Origin of the sequence: Microcystis panniformis FACHB-1757, assembly GCF_001264245.1 — a bacterium.
In the GTDB taxonomy this organism is placed as follows: Bacteria; Cyanobacteriota; Cyanobacteriia; order Cyanobacteriales; family Microcystaceae; genus Microcystis; species Microcystis panniformis.
Window position 1 is genome coordinate 4,033,931 of record NZ_CP011339.1, and the last position, 18,333, is coordinate 4,052,263.

Annotated in this window: 13 protein-coding genes and 1 pseudogene; 3 read left to right on the forward strand and 11 right to left on the reverse strand. The window is 43.1% G+C overall.

The window, feature by feature from the left end:
* Positions 1 to 6: 6 nt before the first annotated feature.
* Both VL20_RS19315 and VL20_RS19320 read right to left on the reverse strand, forming a co-directional pair.
* On the reverse strand, positions 7 to 1,155 hold the full coding sequence (locus VL20_RS19315) for an IS4 family transposase (RefSeq protein ID WP_052276387.1): 1,149 nt from the start codon (positions 1,153 to 1,155) through the stop codon (positions 7 to 9).
* Positions 1,156 to 1,169: 14 nt separating this feature from the next.
* The gene (locus VL20_RS19320; RefSeq protein ID WP_052277490.1) at positions 1,170 to 1,460 is read right to left on the reverse strand and encodes a WD40 repeat domain-containing protein; all 291 of its coding nucleotides are present in this window, start codon (positions 1,458 to 1,460) and stop codon (positions 1,170 to 1,172) included.
* Positions 1,461 to 1,911: 451 nt separating this feature from the next.
* On the opposite strand from VL20_RS19320, the gene VL20_RS19325 reads away from it, so the two are divergent.
* Positions 1,912 to 3,042, forward strand: coding sequence for a glycosyltransferase family 4 protein (locus tag VL20_RS19325; RefSeq protein WP_052277491.1), 1,131 nt, complete (start codon positions 1,912 to 1,914; stop codon positions 3,040 to 3,042).
* Between the two features lie 256 nt (positions 3,043 to 3,298).
* Positions 3,299 to 4,369 carry a glycosyltransferase family 4 protein gene (locus VL20_RS19330; protein ID WP_052277492.1) on the forward strand — a complete coding sequence of 357 codons (1,071 nt, stop codon included), beginning with the start codon at positions 3,299 to 3,301 and terminating at the stop codon, positions 4,367 to 4,369.
* Positions 4,370 to 4,590: 221 nt separating this feature from the next.
* Here the strand turns inward: VL20_RS19330 and VL20_RS19335 are convergent, their stop codons facing one another.
* On the reverse strand, positions 4,591 to 5,544 hold the full coding sequence (locus VL20_RS19335) for a DNA-methyltransferase (protein WP_052277493.1): 954 nt from the start codon (positions 5,542 to 5,544) through the stop codon (positions 4,591 to 4,593).
* Positions 5,545 to 5,899: 355 nt separating this feature from the next.
* Complete coding sequence (locus tag VL20_RS19340; RefSeq protein ID WP_052277494.1) at positions 5,900 to 6,682, reverse strand: MBL fold metallo-hydrolase; 783 nt, start codon at positions 6,680 to 6,682, stop codon at positions 5,900 to 5,902.
* Positions 6,683 to 7,186: 504 nt separating this feature from the next.
* Between VL20_RS19340 and gnd the strand changes: the two genes are divergently transcribed.
* Complete coding sequence (gnd, locus tag VL20_RS19345) at positions 7,187 to 8,614, forward strand: decarboxylating NADP(+)-dependent phosphogluconate dehydrogenase (protein WP_052277495.1); 1,428 nt, start codon at positions 7,187 to 7,189, stop codon at positions 8,612 to 8,614.
* Positions 8,615 to 8,718: 104 nt separating this feature from the next.
* Here gnd and VL20_RS19350 read toward each other — a convergent pair whose 3' ends face one another.
* From VL20_RS19350 to VL20_RS19380, 7 genes and pseudogenes are all read right to left on the reverse strand, one after another.
* Positions 8,719 to 9,306, reverse strand: coding sequence for a ribonuclease HII (locus VL20_RS19350; RefSeq protein ID WP_052277496.1), 588 nt, complete (start codon positions 9,304 to 9,306; stop codon positions 8,719 to 8,721).
* Positions 9,303 to 11,465 carry a ribonuclease E gene (locus VL20_RS19355; RefSeq protein ID WP_052277497.1) on the reverse strand — a complete coding sequence of 721 codons (2,163 nt, stop codon included), beginning with the start codon at positions 11,463 to 11,465 and terminating at the stop codon, positions 9,303 to 9,305. Before VL20_RS19355 ends, VL20_RS19350 begins: the two co-directional genes overlap by 4 nt.
* Positions 11,466 to 11,993: 528 nt before the next feature.
* Positions 11,994 to 13,182 (reverse strand): annotated as a pseudogene (locus VL20_RS19360) (RNA-guided endonuclease InsQ/TnpB family protein).
* A gap of 112 nt (positions 13,183 to 13,294) precedes the next feature.
* Entirely contained in the window at positions 13,295 to 14,050 is a 756-nt protein-coding gene (locus VL20_RS19365; protein WP_128575262.1) for a DUF2232 domain-containing protein, read from the reverse strand.
* A gap of 569 nt (positions 14,051 to 14,619) precedes the next feature.
* Positions 14,620 to 15,324, reverse strand: a complete 705-nt coding sequence (locus tag VL20_RS19370) for a Uma2 family endonuclease (protein ID WP_002786439.1) — start codon at positions 15,322 to 15,324, stop codon at positions 14,620 to 14,622.
* 82 nt (positions 15,325 to 15,406) lie between these two features.
* Positions 15,407 to 16,702 carry a CO2 hydration protein gene (locus VL20_RS19375; protein ID WP_012264895.1) on the reverse strand — a complete coding sequence of 432 codons (1,296 nt, stop codon included), beginning with the start codon at positions 16,700 to 16,702 and terminating at the stop codon, positions 15,407 to 15,409.
* Between the two features lie 57 nt (positions 16,703 to 16,759).
* Complete coding sequence (locus VL20_RS19380) at positions 16,760 to 18,310, reverse strand: NADH-quinone oxidoreductase subunit M (protein ID WP_052277498.1); 1,551 nt, start codon at positions 18,308 to 18,310, stop codon at positions 16,760 to 16,762.
* Positions 18,311 to 18,333 lie beyond the last annotated feature (23 nt).

The window sequence follows — 18,333 nt, forward strand, 5'->3', positions numbered from 1 at the left end:
AGCGAGCTAGAAGGTAGATAGGGCAAGCGATATCGCTCTTTGTCCTTTGATGTAATCCTTCAACCGATAGCGGCTAATTTGCATTAACTCTTCTATATTTTTTTGGAACATTTGATGTAGCTGGAGCCAATGATAGAGATGTTGACCCACATAAAAACTACTGTGTCTGCGTTGACCTTTATATCTTTTTTCAGGTCTTGTGACATATTTTTGGATTCCCATATCCTTAATTTTTTTACCTTGCAGTGTGGCACTTGTATAGGCGATAGCTATAACAATTATCAGCTTTGATAAGTATTGCGGTGCTAATTGAGAACCTTCTAAGCTATAGCCTCCCGACTTAAAATCTCGGAACATCTCCTCAATATCAAATCTTTTTTGATAGGCAATTATTGCCGTCTCTAAATCCCCAAAATTTGTCAGAATATACCAAGGTTCTTTTGTTTGAAAACCCCGATAGGTTTTTTTCCACTTACCAGCTAAGTTAAACTGTCCAAATCCCTGCTCTTTTGTAATATTGACATCATTCAAAAATAGTTGAGTTCCTGGACTTAAACCTAACTCTCTCATTTCTTGATAAATTCCTTCTTTTGTCTTGACATTTGTACTTTTTTTTTGTCTTAAACAAAAGTATAAACTCTGCTCCCAAAGCCACTTTCCAAGACTGACTGAGCAAAATTCTCTATCTCCTAACACCACGATTTTATGACCTGATAGCACCTTCAATATTTTCCCCAATACTCGCTGCTGTTCTTCGAGATTACTACTTCCTTTTTTATCCAATATCTCCCAATAGATTGGGATGGCTCTCTTGTCATAAATTAGACTCACCATCAAGATATTAATTGCTCCCCAACTCGTTCGGTCTATGGCAATATATACTAATCCTTTTATTGTGAATCTCTCCTGCTGTTTTAACATCTCTTTTAAGCAGAGAAACCAGATTTTTTCAATATTCAGAATTTCCAGCTTTAAAAATCTTTTTAGTTTTTTTCTCCGACTCTCAAACAGGATTGGTATTGGTAAGGCTTCAGCTAATATCTCTAACTTTGCTTGCTTCAATATTTGCAAGGTTCCAACTACCATTAACAACAGTAGATATCTGGCTCGCCCCAGTTCATTTTCTAACACTTTCTGGTATAGTTCACTTATCATTTTCGTTATTTAGGTCATATATGGTAAATATGACTTATCTTTTTTTGGAGTCTGTGTCTGTATTCCATGCTACATAAGCTTTTCAGCTGGCTTGTCCCCCTGTCAGAGTTGATTCCCTTATCCCACCAACCGGCTTTTTCATGTCCTTGTAAACTAAATTTTTGATTCTTTTGCCAATCCCAAACAATAACAGTTAACTCGTTATCTCCACTAGCTAAAAATTGACCATCTTGGGAAAAAGTTAGACATTTAACCTCACCTTCATGGCCTTCTAAAGATTTAAAAGATACTAAGGGATTAAACATAGTAAAGACATTAGTTAATCAAGATTTTTCGGCATTACCCGATGTTAGTGGTTCTGTAGGGGACTACTTCATCCCTGAGATAACTTTTTCCGCTCACCACAAGTACGGAGAAGCTATTGTTCCCTGATTATAACTAATTACAGTGTTTCTCGTCAAGGAGATGCAGCTAATCTAAGGATAGCCTATTAAAATAGGTCTTAGCTTATAAGTACCCGTTGACAATCATAGTAATAGGGTAGGTGAGGGGACAATAATCGAAAAAATTGCCCGATAAATTAAGTATTCCCTGTAACCTAGCCCAAAAAAGCTGCTATTTAGGGACGTTATAGGGTAAGATTAACTATTAGGGTGGAGTTTATTGCCGATTTTAATCTTGTCCTAAGCGAGCAAAATTGACAATTGAATCTGTAATTTTAAAAATATCTATCCCGTCAATCTTATCTAACCGCAAATGCTTAAAATTTTAGTTGATGGTACACCGATAAGACAGAATCCTAGTGGAATTGGATTATATGCTTATCACCTGATTGCCGAATTAGCTAAATTACAAAACCAAGAAAACTTTTCCCTGTCCCTCTGTTTTCAACCATCGGTAAAAAACTGGCTGCGGGGTAATCTTTCTATTCCTGAAAAACTACAATCCTATCCAGAGGTTAAATGTTTACCAATTCCCGTCAGTCTTAGCAATATCTTAACCCGATTTCCTAATCCTCTAATTCCCTATCTAGAAAACTTTCTTGATTCTCCCGATATTCTCCACGGATTGGATCATGTGGTGTATCCTTGTCGTCAGAGTCGCAAAGTTATGACTATTCATGATGTTACTTTTATTAAATATCCTGAGTTTGTCACGGGGATTGTCAAAACCTACACCCAACGGATTAAACAATCTCTACAATGGACAGATTTAGTTATTGCTAACTCCGCAAGTACCAAACGAGATATTATCGAATATTTAGATGTGAACCCAGAGAAAATTTTTGTTACTCCCCTCGCAAGTCGTTATTCTTCTCTCCCCAATCCTCCCTCATCCCGAACTATCACTAAACCCTATTTACTCTTTGTTAGTACCCTAGAACCACGAAAAAATATTATTAATCTCATCACCGCTTTTAACTATCTCAAGGACAGGTATAAATTAGACCATAATCTGATTCTGATTGGCAAAAAAGGATGGAAGTATCAACCAATTTTCGATAAAATATCTCAGTCTCCCTTCCGAGATAGTATCCAACATCTTGATTATCTTGCTGATGACTTAGTTGCGGATTATTATCAAAAAGCTGATGTTTTTGTCTATCCTTCCTTTTATGAAGGTTTTGGATTACCAGTTTTAGAAGCGATGACTTTAGGTTGTCCTGTGGTAACTGCTAATACTGCATCCTTACCCGAAGTCACCGGAGACTCGGCAATATTAATTAATCCCGATAATCCCCTAGAAATTGCCGCAGCAATCTATCAGGTGATTAGTGATACCTCTCTCCGTCAAGAATTAATCACTAAAGGAAAAAAACAAGCAGTAAAATTCTCTTGGCAAAAAACCGCACAAGCTACCATAAAAGCTTATCGTTCTCTTTTATAATAAGTAAGTAGTTATAATTAAATTGAAGATGGATCCCCCCTTAATCCCCCCTTGATAAGGGGGGTGCTGATACCCCCTTAATCCCCCCTTGATAAGGGGGTGCTGATACCCCCTTAATCCCCCCTTGATAAGGGGGGTGCAGATACCCCCTTAATCCCCCCTTGATAAGGGGGGTGCAGATACCCCCTTAATCCCCCCTTGATAAGGGGGGTGTCTGACAACTTTTAACACCTACCTACTTAACTAGCTAATATCTATGAATAGGAATCATCAATTATTAATCAATCTCGCTTTTCTCGGTACTAAATATACTGGATTGACTACCTATACTAAAAATACAATTCCCCAATTAGCTAACTTAAATCCTACCCTAATCACTTCTAATAGTTACCCAGATTTTAACACCTATCCTGTGTCGGCAAACCTCACCCAAGAGCAGGGAACCAAAGGCAATATTAGGCGCTTAATTTGGACAGAAACCCAACTCTATCAAACCTATCAACAATTGAAGTCTTCCCTGCTATTTACCCCCATTCCCGAAGCACCTATTTATGAAAATTGTCGCTATATTGTCACAGTTCATGATTTAATTCCCCTGCGATTTCCAAAATTTTCTCCCCTAACTTTTTATAATAAATACTATTTACCCCAAGTCCTGAAAAAAGCCACACATATTATCGCTGTTTCCCAAGCAACTGCCGCCGATATTAATAAGTTTTTTAACATACCTATTGACAAAATAACCGTGATTCTTTCTGGATATGATTCTGATAATTTTCGTCCTCTAAATCTGGCGACTCGTCCCTATTTTCTCTATCTTGGTCGTTATGATCCTCATAAAAATCTCGGTCGTTTAATTACTGCTTTTTCCCAAATCTATCCCGAATATCAATTATTAATTGTCGGTCAATTTGACCCCCGTTTTACCCCGGCTCTACAGCAACAGGTAGAAGCATTATCAATCTCTCAACGAGTGCAATTTTTAAACTATGTTTCCTATGAAGAATTGCCGCAACTTTTAAACCAAGCAACTGCTTTAGTTTATCCCTCCCTTTGGGAAGGTTTCGGATTACCTGTACTAGAAGCGATCGCCTGTGGAACTCCTGTGATTACTTCTAATCTTTCCTCTCTCCCAGAAGTCACAGGAGAGGCGGCAATTTTAATTAATCCCTATAGTATCGATGAGATGAGAGAGGCAATGCAGCAAATCGCTACTGATGAACAATTACGCGTAAAATTAAAATTCTTGAGTCGCCAACGCGCCGAGCTTTTTAGTTGGGAAAAAACTGGTCAAGAAACCGCCACAATTCTGCAAAGTTTTCTCTAAAAATGGTGACAAAAAAACTTATCAATCATTGTCAGATGAGTTATACTAAATCCGTTGAGTAACGCACAGAAAACGGGTTTCTCGGAGAAACCCGTTTTCTACTCATGCAAAAGGCAACAGGGGGAATAAATAATCAGTTTTTAATAACCAGATTTAGCATCAACTCATAGTAGATGGATTCATGAATCCATCTACCTGGGGGGGAGATTCAGTGTTACTTCCTATATATTATTGTGCCATTCTTCGGGAATTTGAGCAACTTTTTCCTTACCATTAGGCTGATGAATAGGTTTTCCTAAAGGACGAATTTTGAGATTTCCTTGCCAATAATCGGTGATTCTTTCCCTAGCAATTTTCACATATTCTGCTTCTTTTTCACTCCCCATCACTCGACGATTGTGCATAATACTAGCAATCAGAGAAGTTCCGACTCCAGCAAAGGGATCAAAAACCCAATCCCCCTCATTTGTCAAGGCTAAAACACATCTTTCTACTAATTCGATTGGATATTGACAAGGATGAATAGTTTTCTCTGGATGATTAGATTTAACGTTAGGAATATCCCAAAGTAACTCATCCCATTCTTGTGCTAAAAACTCCCAAACATCGCTGGGATTTTTCCCTAAAGGATTACCAGAGGGTTTACCGATATTTTTACCTTTAAAATGACGCTTACCGGGATATTTAGCGGGGATTCTCACTGGATCAAGATTAAAGGTGTATTTATCGGTTTTTGTCAACCATAAAATAGTTTCATATCTGCCAGAAAATCTTTTAGAGGTATGTAATCCATGACCAAAATGCCAGACAATTCTATTTCTTAAAAAGAAACCCATTTGTTTAAATAGCTGATAATAAAAAATATCTAAAGGATAAACTTCTCCCTCTTGAACGAAATTTCCCACCTGCCAGCAAATACTGCCATTATCTTGCAAGATTCTAGAGAATTCTCGCATAATTTTGGTTTGGGTTTCCAGATAAGTATCCAAAGAGATTTTTTTTTCGTAGTCTTTTCCTAAATTGTAGGGAGGAGAAGTAATAATCAAGCTCACAGAATTATCTGGTATAGTCTTGATAAAATTATTGCTATCTCCTTGATAAAGAATTATTTCGGCATCAGGTTGATAAAAGTCTCGCACTGATTTGGATTGAGAAAATAAGGGCAACTGATTCATAGACAATTTAGCAGAGAAGAGCCACTTTTAATTAGGGTTTGCGGCAAAAAGTTTTTCCTAGGGGTAGGGTGTGGGGTGTGGGGTTTTACCCATTTTACATCCAATATTCAAGAGAGCCAGTTTTTTCAAACAATTAATGTCATCTGTAGCAGGCAAAGATAAGTAGCTGGTTATAATTAAATTAGAAATGGATTTTAGGTTCGATCCCCCCTGCCCCCCTTGATAAGGGGGGTGCCGATAGGCGGGGGGATCTGAAAGTTTTTAATACCTATCTACTTATAACAAAAATTCTACTTTTTTAGATAAAAATCGGGAAGAAAGTTTTAACTTTTTTCTATTCTTCCCTTAACTCAGATTAGCTCAAACCCGGAACGCACTCGCCTAATTCCACCGTAAAAGGTTGCCAAGGACGAGGATCAATTACCTTTGTCGGCAAGTCATGGGATGTTAATAATTCTTGAAAGGATTCGGGACTACCCCCAGCACTTAACACCGCCATCAATAATCCTTTAAACTCGATATCACCACCGGCAGCCGTAGAAATAATATATTCGGGCTGCAAGCGTTGACAAACTGCTAAGGCACTTTCTTGTCCTTTGATTACCGGTCCGAGGAAAGGTATTTTTAAGTCAATCAAAGGAGTAATAATCACGGAGATTTTACCAAGAGAATCGAGGCTAGGAGAATGATAACCGTGGGGTTCGTAGTAGATACTCTGATTTGTCGCTAATTCCTTGATAACATAACCATTTTCCACTAGAGTCGGCCCGATTGGAGAACCGGGGACAGCAGTAATTTCGATCGCATTGTCAAAGATATAACTAGAGCCGTGGGTTAAAGGGATGCGATGGGTATAATTAAGCGCTCGAACCACTTTTTCGGCATTAGGAGAAGCCACCACGGGAATTTGGCGATCAAGTACCTGTAAAGTAGGAGGATGGGCGTGATCTTCCAAACCTTGGGAGAGAAGAATCAGATCGATATGTTCGGGAATGGCATGATTAGCGGTTTTTTTGCCCTCAAATAGCCAAGTTAAATTACCAAAAGTCAAGGAACCTACCAACCAAGGATCGAGAAGCAGGCGTTTTCCCCCGATTTCGATTAACCAAGAATTACTATCAAGCCAAGTTAACTGCATATAACAAGAATGAGGATTTTCTTAATTTAATTTAACATTAGCATTAATTTTTCTGCGCTTGGGGGTTTTTCAGTCATCAGTGAATGCCATTTATAGCAGTTATCTTAATGGTGAGGTAGGAAGTCTCTGGTTTTAGGGAACGGGCAACAGTAGCCAGTCGTCTGGGGATGATACCAAATTAAGTAGCTGGTTATAATTAAATTAAAAATGGATTTTAGGTTCGATCCCCCCTGCCCCCCTTGATAAGGGGGGTGCCGATAGGCGGGGGGATCTGAAAGTTTTTAATACCTATCTACTTGGATTACACTTCATCTTGAGGAGAAACGCTGTAACACTCCTCACTTAATGCTGTTCACTGAAAACCCAAATCTGATCACTGATTACTGATTACTGATCACTGATCACTGATTAGTCAAGGCTTAAGAAATAGGGAAAGTTTAGCTATCTTAGGGAAAGTAGGCGCTAAAAGGGGAAGAAGAACGCATCAGCCGAGACTGAATTTCTATGACTAAACGTACCTTCGGTGTTATCGGACTAGCTGTCATGGGAGAAAATCTCGCTCTCAATGTGGAGAGTCGGGGTTTTCCCATCGCTGTTTACAATCGCACCGCCAGCAAAACTAAAGAATTTATGGAAACTCGCGCCGTCGGCAAAGATGTCAAGGCGGCCTATAGTTTAGAAGAATTCGTCCAAATTTTAGAGCGTCCCCGCAAAATTCTGGTCATGGTAAAAGCTGGCCCGCCGGTGGATGCCGTGATCGAACAATTAAAACCCCTTCTCGAAGAAGGAGATATGATTATCGATGGCGGTAACTCCCTCTACGAGGACACGGAAAGACGCACCCGCGACCTAGAATCGACCACTAAACTGGGTTTTGTCGGCATGGGAGTCAGTGGTGGCGAAGAAGGCGCTCTGCACGGTCCTTCCCTGATGCCGGGGGGTACAGAGTTCGCCTATCGGGAATTAGAGCCGATTTTAATTAAAATTGCCGCCCAAGTCGATGATGGTCCCTGTGTCACCTATGTGGGATCTGGTGGTGCGGGCCATTATGTGAAAATGGTTCACAATGGCATCGAGTACGGCGATATGCAGTTAATTGCGGAAGCCTACGATGTACTGAAAAATGGTCTAGGATTAAGCAATCAGCAGTTACAGGAAACTTTCGCCGAGTGGAACCGCACCGATGAGCTTAATTCTTATTTAATTGAAATTACCGCCGATATCTTTAAGTATGTTGACCCGGAAACTGGTCATCATCTGATAGATTTAATCTTGGATTCGGCGGGACAAAAGGGAACAGGACGCTGGACTGTATTAAGTTCCTTGGAGTTGGGGGTGCCAATTCCGACCATTTATGCTGCGGTTAATGCTCGCGTGATGTCCGCTTATAAGGATGAACGGGTGGCAGCCGCCAAAGAGTTACCCGGACCTGGGGAAACCTATCCGGGGGATGCGGCACTATTTGTGGATAAGGTGCGTGATGCTCTTTACTGCTCGAAAATGTGTTCCTATGCCCAGGGTATGGCTTTAATCGCTAAAGCTTCTCAGGAGTTTAACTATAATATCAGTCTGCCGGAATCGGCCCGGATTTGGAAGGGCGGCTGTATTATTCGGGCCGGTTTCTTGGATAAAATTCGCAAGGCTTTTGCGGAAAATCCGGGCCTGCCGAATTTGTTGTTAGCGCCGGAATTTAAGCAAAGTATCCTCGATCGCCAAGAAGCTTGGCGTGAGGTGTTAGTCTTAGCTAATAAGTTGGGAATTCCCGTCCCGGCTTTTAGTTCTTCTTTGGACTATTTTGATAGTTATCGTCGGGCCAATTTACCGCAAAATCTCACCCAAGCACAACGGGATTATTTTGGCGCTCATACCTATGAACGTACCGATAAACCCAGAGGTGAGTTTTTCCATACGGAATGGATGGCCGGACTGTAAGGCTATCTAATATCTTCTCCCCTTTTGATTTCTGGTAAAAAGGGGGGGATTTTTTGGCTATCGGTCAAGAATTTTCGATAACCCTTGGGCAAATTGTTCGGCAGTCATGGCCTCAACCTCGGTTGACAGGGACTAAAAGAGAGCCGGTGCTGAGAAGTAAGTCCATAGTTGCCAATCGCTTCTAGGTGTTGAGCAGTGCCATAACCCTTGTGACGAGGGAGTCCATAATCGGGATAGCGTCTGTGCCAACGAGTAATTAAGTCATCGCGCCAGACTTTGGCCACGATACTAGCCGCCGCAATTACCGGGGATTGTCGATCTCCCTGAATTACCGCCTTTTGGGGGATTGACAAATCTTTAATAATGTGCTTGCCATCGACCCAGCAGAGACTGGGAGAAAGGGGTAATTTCTGCATAGCTCTGCTCATCGCCAGTAGGGAGGCATGAAAAATATTCAAGCGATCGATCTCTTTCACCGTAGCATAACCGATGCGACAAACAAAATCCCGTTGTATTTGCTGGCTCAACTTTTGCCGTTTTTGGGGGCTAAGTTGCTTACTATCCTTCACCCCCAACTCCCACAGCCGCGCAAAACCAGAGGGGACAGTGACCACTACCGCCGCCACCACGGGGCCAAATAAAGCCCCGCGCCCCACCTCATCGACACCGGCAATTAAGGGTTCTGCGCTCATGACTCATCGACAGTGGCGGAGGAACGACGACGACGACGACGCAGCACCGCGGTTTCAGCCTCTAGTTGTGGCTCCTCTGTCACCTCGGCGCTCACCGGGGTCTCTAAAGGAATGACTTCGCCCAGAAAAACTGGAGTTTCGGTCGTAATCGGTTCGGGCGTAAAAGTCACTGGTGGACTAGCTTCTTGGTTGATTTCCTGACTAACTTCGCTAGTGGTGGAACGACGACGACGGCGCACCAAGGAACGATTTTCGGCTTCCTCGCCGGTTTCCATCCCTTCGACTGGTGCGACCTCAGCTTCTGGGGTAGGAATCAAGGATATTTCAGGAGTGGCAGCAGGCATTTCTGGGTTTTCCGCTTCTCTTTCCCCTGGCAGTTTCACGGAAACAATCACCGATTTCGGGTCTTTAAACTCCTTATCCACCAGAATCAGGGGAGAAATGCCCATTAAAGAATAAACTTCCTGTTCTACCGGGGTCATTTCCACGGAAACCCGCTCCCGTTCGCTGACGGGGATATTTTTGGCGGCGCTGGCATCTTCTCCCCGTTTCGAGAGACGGGCGGGGCGTTCTCGTTTTTCCTCAAAGCGTTGGGGTTCCGATTCCGGCTCGATTTCGTTGTTAACACCGTTAGTAGAGGCTTTTTCGCTCCGTTCCTCTTTTAGTAACAGTTCCGAGGGACGACGGCGACGGCGACGGCGAGAATTATTAACCTGTTCTTGGTAGTTGGGATGGAAGGAAAGATCTATCTCTTGGGCGTTTTCTTCGGCCTCAAATTCGGAGAAAACTTCTAGATAGGGTTCGGCCGCCGCAACGCTAGGAGCGCTCTTATCGGGTAGAACTTTTGTATTAGTCGGAGCAACGACAAAGGTTTCTTTTTCCGCGCGGCTAACGGTGGGGGTTTCTAGGGCGATGGCGTTGCCTTCTCCGGGTAGATGGGCTAAATGGCCCAGTCCGCCGCAATGGTTACAGGTTTTGCCGAATAATTCATAAATGTTTTTCCCCTGACGCTTACGAGTTAATTCCACTAACCCCAATTCCGATAATTGGGCAATCTGGGGCCGGGCCTTATCGCTTTTCAGGGCCTTATTAAACAATTCCAGCAGTTTCAACTGGTCGCGACGGGAATCCATATCGATGAAGTCCACCACCACCACACCGCCGATATTTCTCAAGCGCAGTTGTCGGGCGATTTCTGTGGCGGCCTCGCTATTAGTCCAGAGTACGGTTTCCCGGGCCGTGGCCGAACGGGTAAAGGAACCGGAGTTAACATCAATTACCGTTAAAGCTTCCGTCGGTTCGATGATAATGTAGCCGCCGGAGGGTAAATCAACCCGGGGTTTCAGGGCCTCGCGAATGGCGGCGTTAACCCGGAAATAGTCGAGAATTGGCTGGGTTTCCCGATGGGAGTCGATATAAACCCCTTCGAGAGCTTTGCCGCCGCCCCAGTTCGTCAATTGCTGTTTCACTCGTTTTACCGCCATCGGGTTATCCACAACAATGCGATTGACATCGGCACTGTACATATCCCGCAAAACCCTTTGAATAAAGTCATCATCGCGGTTCAGCAGGGCCGGGGCCCGGGTGCTGACGGCCATCTGTTGGATATTCTCCCACTGTTTTTGCAGAAATTCCAAATCCTCGATAATCGCCTCTTCCGCTTTGCCTTCGGCCTCGGTGCGTACCAGCAACCCCATCCCCGCCGGTTTGACCAAAATCCCTAAAGCTCGTAAACGGGAGCGCTCGTCTTCACTGCGGATGCGACGGGAAAGATTCACCCCGCGACCATTGGGCATCAATACCAGATAACGACCGGGGAGAGTGACATTTCCCGTTAGCCGCGGTCCCTTGTTGCCGGTGGGTTCTTTCATTACCTGTACCAGCACTTTTTGCTGGGGGGCCAGTAATTCCGTGATAGCACCGGCGGTTTTTTTCAGTCTTAAGGGGCCCAGGTCGGTGACATGGATAAAGCCATTGCGTTCCGCGTCGCCAATATTGACGAAGGCTGCATCTATCCCGGGGATGACATTTTCCACTAATCCTAGATAGATGTCGGCCACCTGCTGATTACCTGTGGCTACAACTAATTCCTGAATTTGATCTTCCCAAAAAACAGCCGCTATATGGTGTTGTTCGGCTATGATTATTTGTTTTGGCATTCAATTTCCTCAATCTTTCGGTTTCAAAAGCGACGGACCATGGGCTATTTGTCTATGCTTTGAGGCTACTTCTGGAAATCTGGTCTTGTTAAGAAAGTTCTAAGAAGATGAGTCCGCATCGTTAAAGCCTCATCTTGATGTTCATCTGCCCCTCAGACGTGGGAACTGAGTCTTGGTTTCAGTTGTTAAGTCTGTTTGGCAACTGCCGGCTTGACCCACAATTAGGTAAGCACAGCCAGGAGACGAGATTTTCAATTAATCCCTGAGTATTGCTCGATAACAGCATTTTTTATCCGTTTCCGCCGGTTCTGTCTATCAGAATCTAGGAAAAAAGGAGTTTTTGAGTTACTCCCCTCGGCAACAGGTTTCTGTGGAAGGGAAAATAGCGCACTTTTCGATTTTCCAAAAACCACGATTCTTTTAAGAAATGCTTTAATCGAGTCTTATAGACGACTATAACTCACTCGGTCACTCTCTGACAAGACGTTGACATCCTCGCCGCCGTAAACGGACGGTGATTCCCAAACCTCACGATTTAGGTTTCTGCTTCTTTCCCGAAGGATTTTTCGCACCTGCCTTAACAGATTTACTCTGTTCTGGTCTTATGGTCGCTCTACAGACTGACACCGCAAGCCCTGCGGCCAAAATATTTTTACTTGCGTTAATATCTCGGTCATGGTGAGTCCCACAGTCTGGACAATCCCATTCTCGAACATTTAACGGCATTTTCAAGGGCAATATACCCACAATTACTACACCTTTTAGAGCTAGGAAACCATCTATCTATTTCGATGTAATTTTTCCCGTACCAACGGCATTTATAGGCTAATTGTCGGGTGATTTCTCCCCAGCTTACATCAGATATTGCCTGAGATAATTTCGGGTTTTTGACCATATTCTTAACGGCTAAATTCTCAACCACAATCGTTTGGTTTTCACGAACTAATTGAGTGGTTAGCTTATGTAAATGGTCTTTTCTACTATCGGTGATTTGAGCGTGAATCTTGGCTACTTTGATTCTTGCTTTTTCCCGATTTTTTGACCCTTTCTGTTTTCTAGAAAGATTTTTCGCTGCTCTTCGCAGTCTCCGATAATGGTTTTTAAAATGCTTGGGATTAGACACTTTATCGCCATCGCTGGTAATCACAAGGCTACTAATTCCTAAGTCAATTCCGATGGCTTTATCTGTTACTGGTAGAGGCTTAATCGTTGGGTCATCAAATCTTATTGAAATATGCCAACGTCCTGAGGGATGTAATCTGACTGTTACTGTACTTGGGTCACAGCTTTCTGGGATTTGTCTTGACCATCGAATAGGTAAAGGTTCTGTGCATTTGGCTAAATAGATTTGTTTGTCTTTAAATTTAAAGGCTGATTTGGTAAATTCGGCACTTCCTCCCTGATGTTTTTTCTTAAAGTTAGGATACTTAGTACGACCAGCAAAGAAATTAGTAAAAGCTGTTTGTAAATGTCTTAACCCTTGTTGTAAAGGTACACAGCTAACTTCGTTTAAAAACTCTAATTCTTCTTGTTTTTTCCAATCAGTTAGCATTGAAGAAGTTTCAGTATATCCTACTCTTTCTTGTCTTTCGTACCAAGCTTGTGTTCTGAGATGGAGTGCCTTATTGTCAACCAATCTTACACAGCCCAATGTGCGCCGCAATAGCGACTCTTGTTCGGGTGTGGGGTAAAATCGGAACGAGTAGGCTTTTTCCATGTCTCACATTCTAGCATATATTTCGTAAACGATGCTCATATTTAACAGTAAAGCCGTCGTAGAACGACGGGGTTTCAGACCCAAATTTTCGATGATCCCCTGACCAAGATAATCACTCATAATCTAGTATGACCTGCACCCATTTGGGTGGACGAGAAATCGGATTACCGAGGCGATCGAGAACTAATAAGGCCACTAAATGTACGGCAAATAAGTATAATAAACTATTGACAAATATGCCCACAACTGCCACCGATTGCACTTGCAGCAGCGTCGGTTTAGCGAGAATCCCTAACCAGGTGAAAATCCAATCAATAAAATTAGTCGCTTGGGTAATCACATATAACCAGAGATTTTCGCCTAAAAGAATTGAAAACAGCCAAAAACGAAAGAATAAACCAAAAGCCCCCAACAGTCCCCCAGTCAAGATAGAAAATTCCCAGCGCGCACCCCGGCGCCAGCATAGCCCCAATTGTACCCCCATCAAGCCGTGGGGAATCAAAAAGACAATACTGCGAGTCGGTCCCATTAACACCGACAAAAGTAAACTAGAAACTAATGCTGTCATCCAAGCACAACGAGCGCCCCAACGTAAATAGGCCAAAGCGATAGGAATCGGGAAGAAAACCCTTAATAACGGTCCGAGGGGAAAATAATAGTCAATTAACCAGATTAAACTGGTAGCACTGGCCAAAAAAGCCGTCTCCACCGTGATCAGGGTAGCGATAGACTTGAGGGGAGATGGTTGGATAGGTTTGGGGGTGGGTTTATCTAGGGGTTTCCCTTCTTCCCCCATGTCCACCCAATTGGTTTCATCTATTGTCTCTTCTGAGGATTGAGCGGGAGAATTAGCGTTAGAATCATTCATTCTATCAGTTATCCGGTGGTCGGGACAGGTTGGCCAGCTAAGTAGCTGGTTATAATTAAATTGAAGATGGATTTTGGGTTCGACCCCCCCTGCCCCCCTTGATAAGGGGGGTGCCGATAGGCGGGGGGATCCCCCTTAATAAGGGGGGTGCCGATAGGCGGGGGGATCCCCCTTAATAAGGGGGGTGCCGATAGGCGGGGGGATCCCCCTTGATAAGGGGGGTGCCGATAGGCGGGGGGATCCCCCTTGATCCCCCCTTAATAAGGGGGGCATCTGAAAGTTTTTAACACCTACCTACTTATTCTTAGCTTAGACTTGTGACTCCCAGTCAGGCAAGAGGCAAAAAATACTAAGCTGTTGACTATCTAAATGGCTCTTCTGGTTTCTGTGTGGAAACGAGGTCTATACCGATAGAATATCCGCAAAATAGTCCTAAAAGTTTTGCCCAATAAGCACTTCAGGGTTCCATAAGCAAAAATTATCACACAAAGTCGAGAAGAGCCTCTAAATGGGAGAGGGGTAGGGTAATTACAGGAAAATAGATATATTTTCACTGAAAAAAACTGGCTTTAAATACCTTCTAAATCGGCTCCTAACTCGCGTAAACGAGATTTTAATTTTTCTATTTGTTGTAAAGCTAAAACCTTCTCTTGACGTTCCTGTTTAGCCACTTCTGCGGGGGTAGGAATTAATTCCCCCTCCCTATTAAAATAGCGTAATTGTTGTTGATAAATACCCAGAAATAAGCCTAAGCGATCGCTCCACAACCAACCTCTGTCTGTCGGTTCAATTGCTTGATATTGCCCTTCCATTAGCCTAAATCCTTGAAATTCTAAGGTTTCAGGATCGAACCAAAAATAATCGGGAGTGCGAAAAATATCTTGATAAATTTGTTTTTTCTGGCCGCGATCTACTTTGGCGGTACTAGGAGAGAGAATTTCCACGATAACATCGGGATATTTGCCCCCTTCTCCCCAAACCACCCAACTTTTTCGATCCAAGCGTCTTTCTGTTCCCAAAACGACAAAAAAATCTGGGCCGCGAAAATCCTCAGATTTTTTCTGATTAGGACTATAATAAATGCTCAAATTAGCGGCAGCAAAATAATCATTGCGATCTTGCCATAACCATTCTAAACATTGAAGTAAAATCAGAATTTGTTGTAAATGAGCGTAGCTTTCCAAGGGGGGTTCCTCACTCCAGATATCCCTGGGGGGAAATTTTACCTCATCCGCACAGAACTCGTTATTGTCGATGATGGGAAAAGTGGTCATCTTTTTTGAGGTTGGGTGTCGTCCATCTCATTATATCAAAAAAGGTGGGCTATAAACCCACCAGAAAAGTAAGCAAAAAACCTCAACGATAATTAGGACTTTGGATATCTCTAAGACGTGCTTCGGGGCGTTTAAATCTGTCCATTTGTGCCTCAAAGAATTGACGATTTTTCAGTAAATGTTTGGGATTAGGATCATCGAGGGGATAGAGTAAAGCAGTGCGTAGAGCTTGAATAACTGCCGAAGTCACATTATACATCGATCGCTGGAAACTAATGCCCAATTGAATCAAAATATCATCTTGCCCCCGGCATTGTTGCTGATAGTAATCGATCAGATATTGGGGTAAAAAATGATACATATCATCCATTAACAACGTGGGGGGAATTCCCGCAGTACCCACGGGGAAAACATCCGCATAAAGAATGCCATAGTGAAAGTCTTTTTGTTCGTCGGGAACCTGTTTTGCTTGGGCATTATAGGACTTTGTACCCCGGAAGGGAGCAGTACGATAAAAGACCGCTTCCACATAGGGTAAAGCCGCTTCATAAAGCCAAGTAAAAGCCTTTGATTTGGGGATAATTTCGTAGCATTGACCATCAATATAAACGTGATGGTAAATTGGCCGGCCAGCGATGGCAAAAATGCCATTGACGAGGAAATTCATAGCATCGGGAACACCTTTAAACCCGCCTTCATCGTAGATATCAGACATCTCGAAAAATACCGGGGCCATCACTTCCCAGAATAGTCCTAAATTAGAGTAATAGGACATCATCCGCACCTGTTCCAAAAACATATCGGGGAACAGGTCATAAAGTTTCATCATCACGGGGTTTTTCTTGAAATAGGCCTTAATAGCGCGGTCGGCATTTTGGCGATATTCTTCTGAATCAAGATAGGCATCAAATAAACCCCAACCCATATCACGGCCATGCCATAACATGGCTTGCATACAAGCTTCGGCAAATTCCATATTAATACGGTCATGCCAGAGATGATGGATTAATCTGGGCATTTTTCGGGTTTTACCTTTATCCATGAATTCTAACAATTCAGGGTGAGCGGAACCCGTACCGCGCCAGATGCGTAAATCGGCATTATCGCCAGCGTAATGATTTTGTAGGTCTAGGTATTCTTGGGGCAGAAAATATTTAAAAAAGGGCAAAGGATCGAGGAAAACTCGTTCGGCAATATAGAGCAGATCTCGCCAATAAAAATCCATCGGTACGGCATAAGCTTTATAAATGCCGATAATTTGCATCAGGTTTTCGGGAGTATCCGGCAACATGGATCCACCCGCTTCTAAACGATGGATAATGTCGGCAAATTCGTGAGTAGAAGGGGGAATTTTGGCTTTGATTAATGTCCCAGTCATAGTTTTAGGTAAAGTAATTAGCAACGGTTACAATAATTCGGAAACAGCGAGGGATAACTAACTATTACTCAAAAATTTACCCCGATTTAACCAGTTGGTTTTTGAGGACTTTTGCGAAGATTTTTTGAAGACAAAACTAGGTTTTGCTTCCCCCGATAAGCTGGCAACCATCGAGTTAGTGGTGGGTTCAATCCAACGGACTAAATAATTGGGTTGAATACCTAAAAAGACGATTAATACCATTAGGACAAAAGCGGGGATAGTTTCCGATTTCAGGACTTTGGGATAGTAGGCAAGTTGATTATCCAATTTACCAAAACAGGTGCGATTAAGCAGGATAACAAAGTAAACCGCCGTTAAACCGGAAGCGATGATACAGAGAACCGTCTGCACGGGAAAACGGGAGAAACTACCCTGAAAAACGATAAATTCCGCCACAAATCCCACTAATCCGGGGATCCCAGCACTGGCCATACCGGCGAGAATTAACAGGGCGCTAACCAAGGGTAAACCGCGAATTGGGTTCATTAAACCGTTTAAAACGTCTAAATCTCTAGTTCCGGCTTTGCGTTCGACGATGCCCACCAGATAGAATAAGAGGGCGAGAATGAGACCGTGGCTAATCATCTGCGCGACGGCACCAAGGACGCTTAAACCCGTGCCGGCGGCGGCTGCTACCAGTATATAGCCCATGTGACCGATCGAACTGTAGGCCACCATGCGTTTAATGTCTTTTTGGGCAATAGCGCTCAAGGCCCCGTAAATAACGCTAATAACGCCGATAATTGCCAGTCCGGGGGCGATTAAAGACCAAGTTTCCGGGAATAATTGCAGACCAAAGCGAACTAAGCCATAAGTACCGAGTTTAGCGAGGATACCACCTAATAAAATTGCTGTAGCGGGGGAAGCTTCCGTATAGGCATCCGGTAGCCAAGTATGGAGAGGTACGAGGGGGATTTTGATGCCAAATCCCACTAACAGCAGAGTTAAGAGCAGTAACTGGGTTTTTGGGGAAAAATCGGCGGTGGAGAGGGAGGAATAGTCAAAAGTACCACCGTTGAGGAAACCTATGCCTAAAAATGCCGCTAGGACTAATAACCCAGAGACAGCAGTGTAGAGAAGAAATTTAATCGAAGCATAGCCACGTTTTTCGCCTCCCCAGATAGCAATCATCAGATAAAAGGGGATTAATTCTAGTTCATAGAAAACGATGAACAGCAGCAGGTTTTTGGCCATTAATGCTCCAGAAACCCCGGCGTTAATCAGGAGGATTAGGATGTAATAAAGTCGGGGACGCTCTAGTTTTTCTTCGGTACTATAGATAGCTATTCCTGTCAAGAAACAGTTTAAAATAATTAACGGTAAGGACAAACCATCGACTCCGAGGTTATAACTTAAACCGATTGGTTTTGCCCATTCGCGGTATTCAGAAAATTGAAAGCCACTGCTGGTTAAGTTATATTGAGTCAGCAGATATAAAGACCACAAGAAGACGGCGGCAACAAAAAAGACAGTTATTTGACGTAATTTTGCTGGCGCAAATTTATCGGGGAAAAGACCGACGATAATTGCTCCAATTATTGGCAACCAAAGCAGGGTACTGAGCATATTGGTATCGATCAAATTTATAA

What these genes read in the sequence shown, in the direction of transcription:
- VL20_RS19315 (WP_052276387.1), bottom strand. Translation starts at nt 1,155, where the DNA reads ATGATAAGTGAACTATACCAGAAAGTGTTAGAAAATGAACTGGGGCGA.
- VL20_RS19320 (WP_052277490.1), bottom strand. Translation starts at nt 1,460, where the DNA reads ATGTTTAATCCCTTAGTATCTTTTAAATCTTTAGAAGGCCATGAAGGT.
- VL20_RS19325 (WP_052277491.1), top strand. Translation starts at nt 1,912, where the DNA reads ATGCTTAAAATTTTAGTTGATGGTACACCGATAAGACAGAATCCTAGT.
- VL20_RS19330 (WP_052277492.1), top strand. Translation starts at nt 3,299, where the DNA reads ATGAATAGGAATCATCAATTATTAATCAATCTCGCTTTTCTCGGTACT.
- VL20_RS19335 (WP_052277493.1), bottom strand. Translation starts at nt 5,544, where the DNA reads ATGAATCAGTTGCCCTTATTTTCTCAATCCAAATCAGTGCGAGACTTT.
- VL20_RS19340 (WP_052277494.1), bottom strand. Translation starts at nt 6,682, where the DNA reads ATGCAGTTAACTTGGCTTGATAGTAATTCTTGGTTAATCGAAATCGGG.
- gnd (WP_052277495.1), top strand. Translation starts at nt 7,187, where the DNA reads ATGACTAAACGTACCTTCGGTGTTATCGGACTAGCTGTCATGGGAGAA.
- VL20_RS19350 (WP_052277496.1), bottom strand. Translation starts at nt 9,306, where the DNA reads ATGAGCGCAGAACCCTTAATTGCCGGTGTCGATGAGGTGGGGCGCGGG.
- VL20_RS19355 (WP_052277497.1), bottom strand. Translation starts at nt 11,465, where the DNA reads ATGCCAAAACAAATAATCATAGCCGAACAACACCATATAGCGGCTGTT.
- VL20_RS19365 (WP_128575262.1), bottom strand. Translation starts at nt 14,050, where the DNA reads ATGAATGATTCTAACGCTAATTCTCCCGCTCAATCCTCAGAAGAGACA.
- VL20_RS19370 (WP_002786439.1), bottom strand. Translation starts at nt 15,324, where the DNA reads ATGACCACTTTTCCCATCATCGACAATAACGAGTTCTGTGCGGATGAG.
- VL20_RS19375 (WP_012264895.1), bottom strand. Translation starts at nt 16,702, where the DNA reads ATGACTGGGACATTAATCAAAGCCAAAATTCCCCCTTCTACTCACGAA.
- VL20_RS19380 (WP_052277498.1), bottom strand. Translation starts at nt 18,310, where the DNA reads ATGCTCAGTACCCTGCTTTGGTTGCCAATAATTGGAGCAATTATCGTC.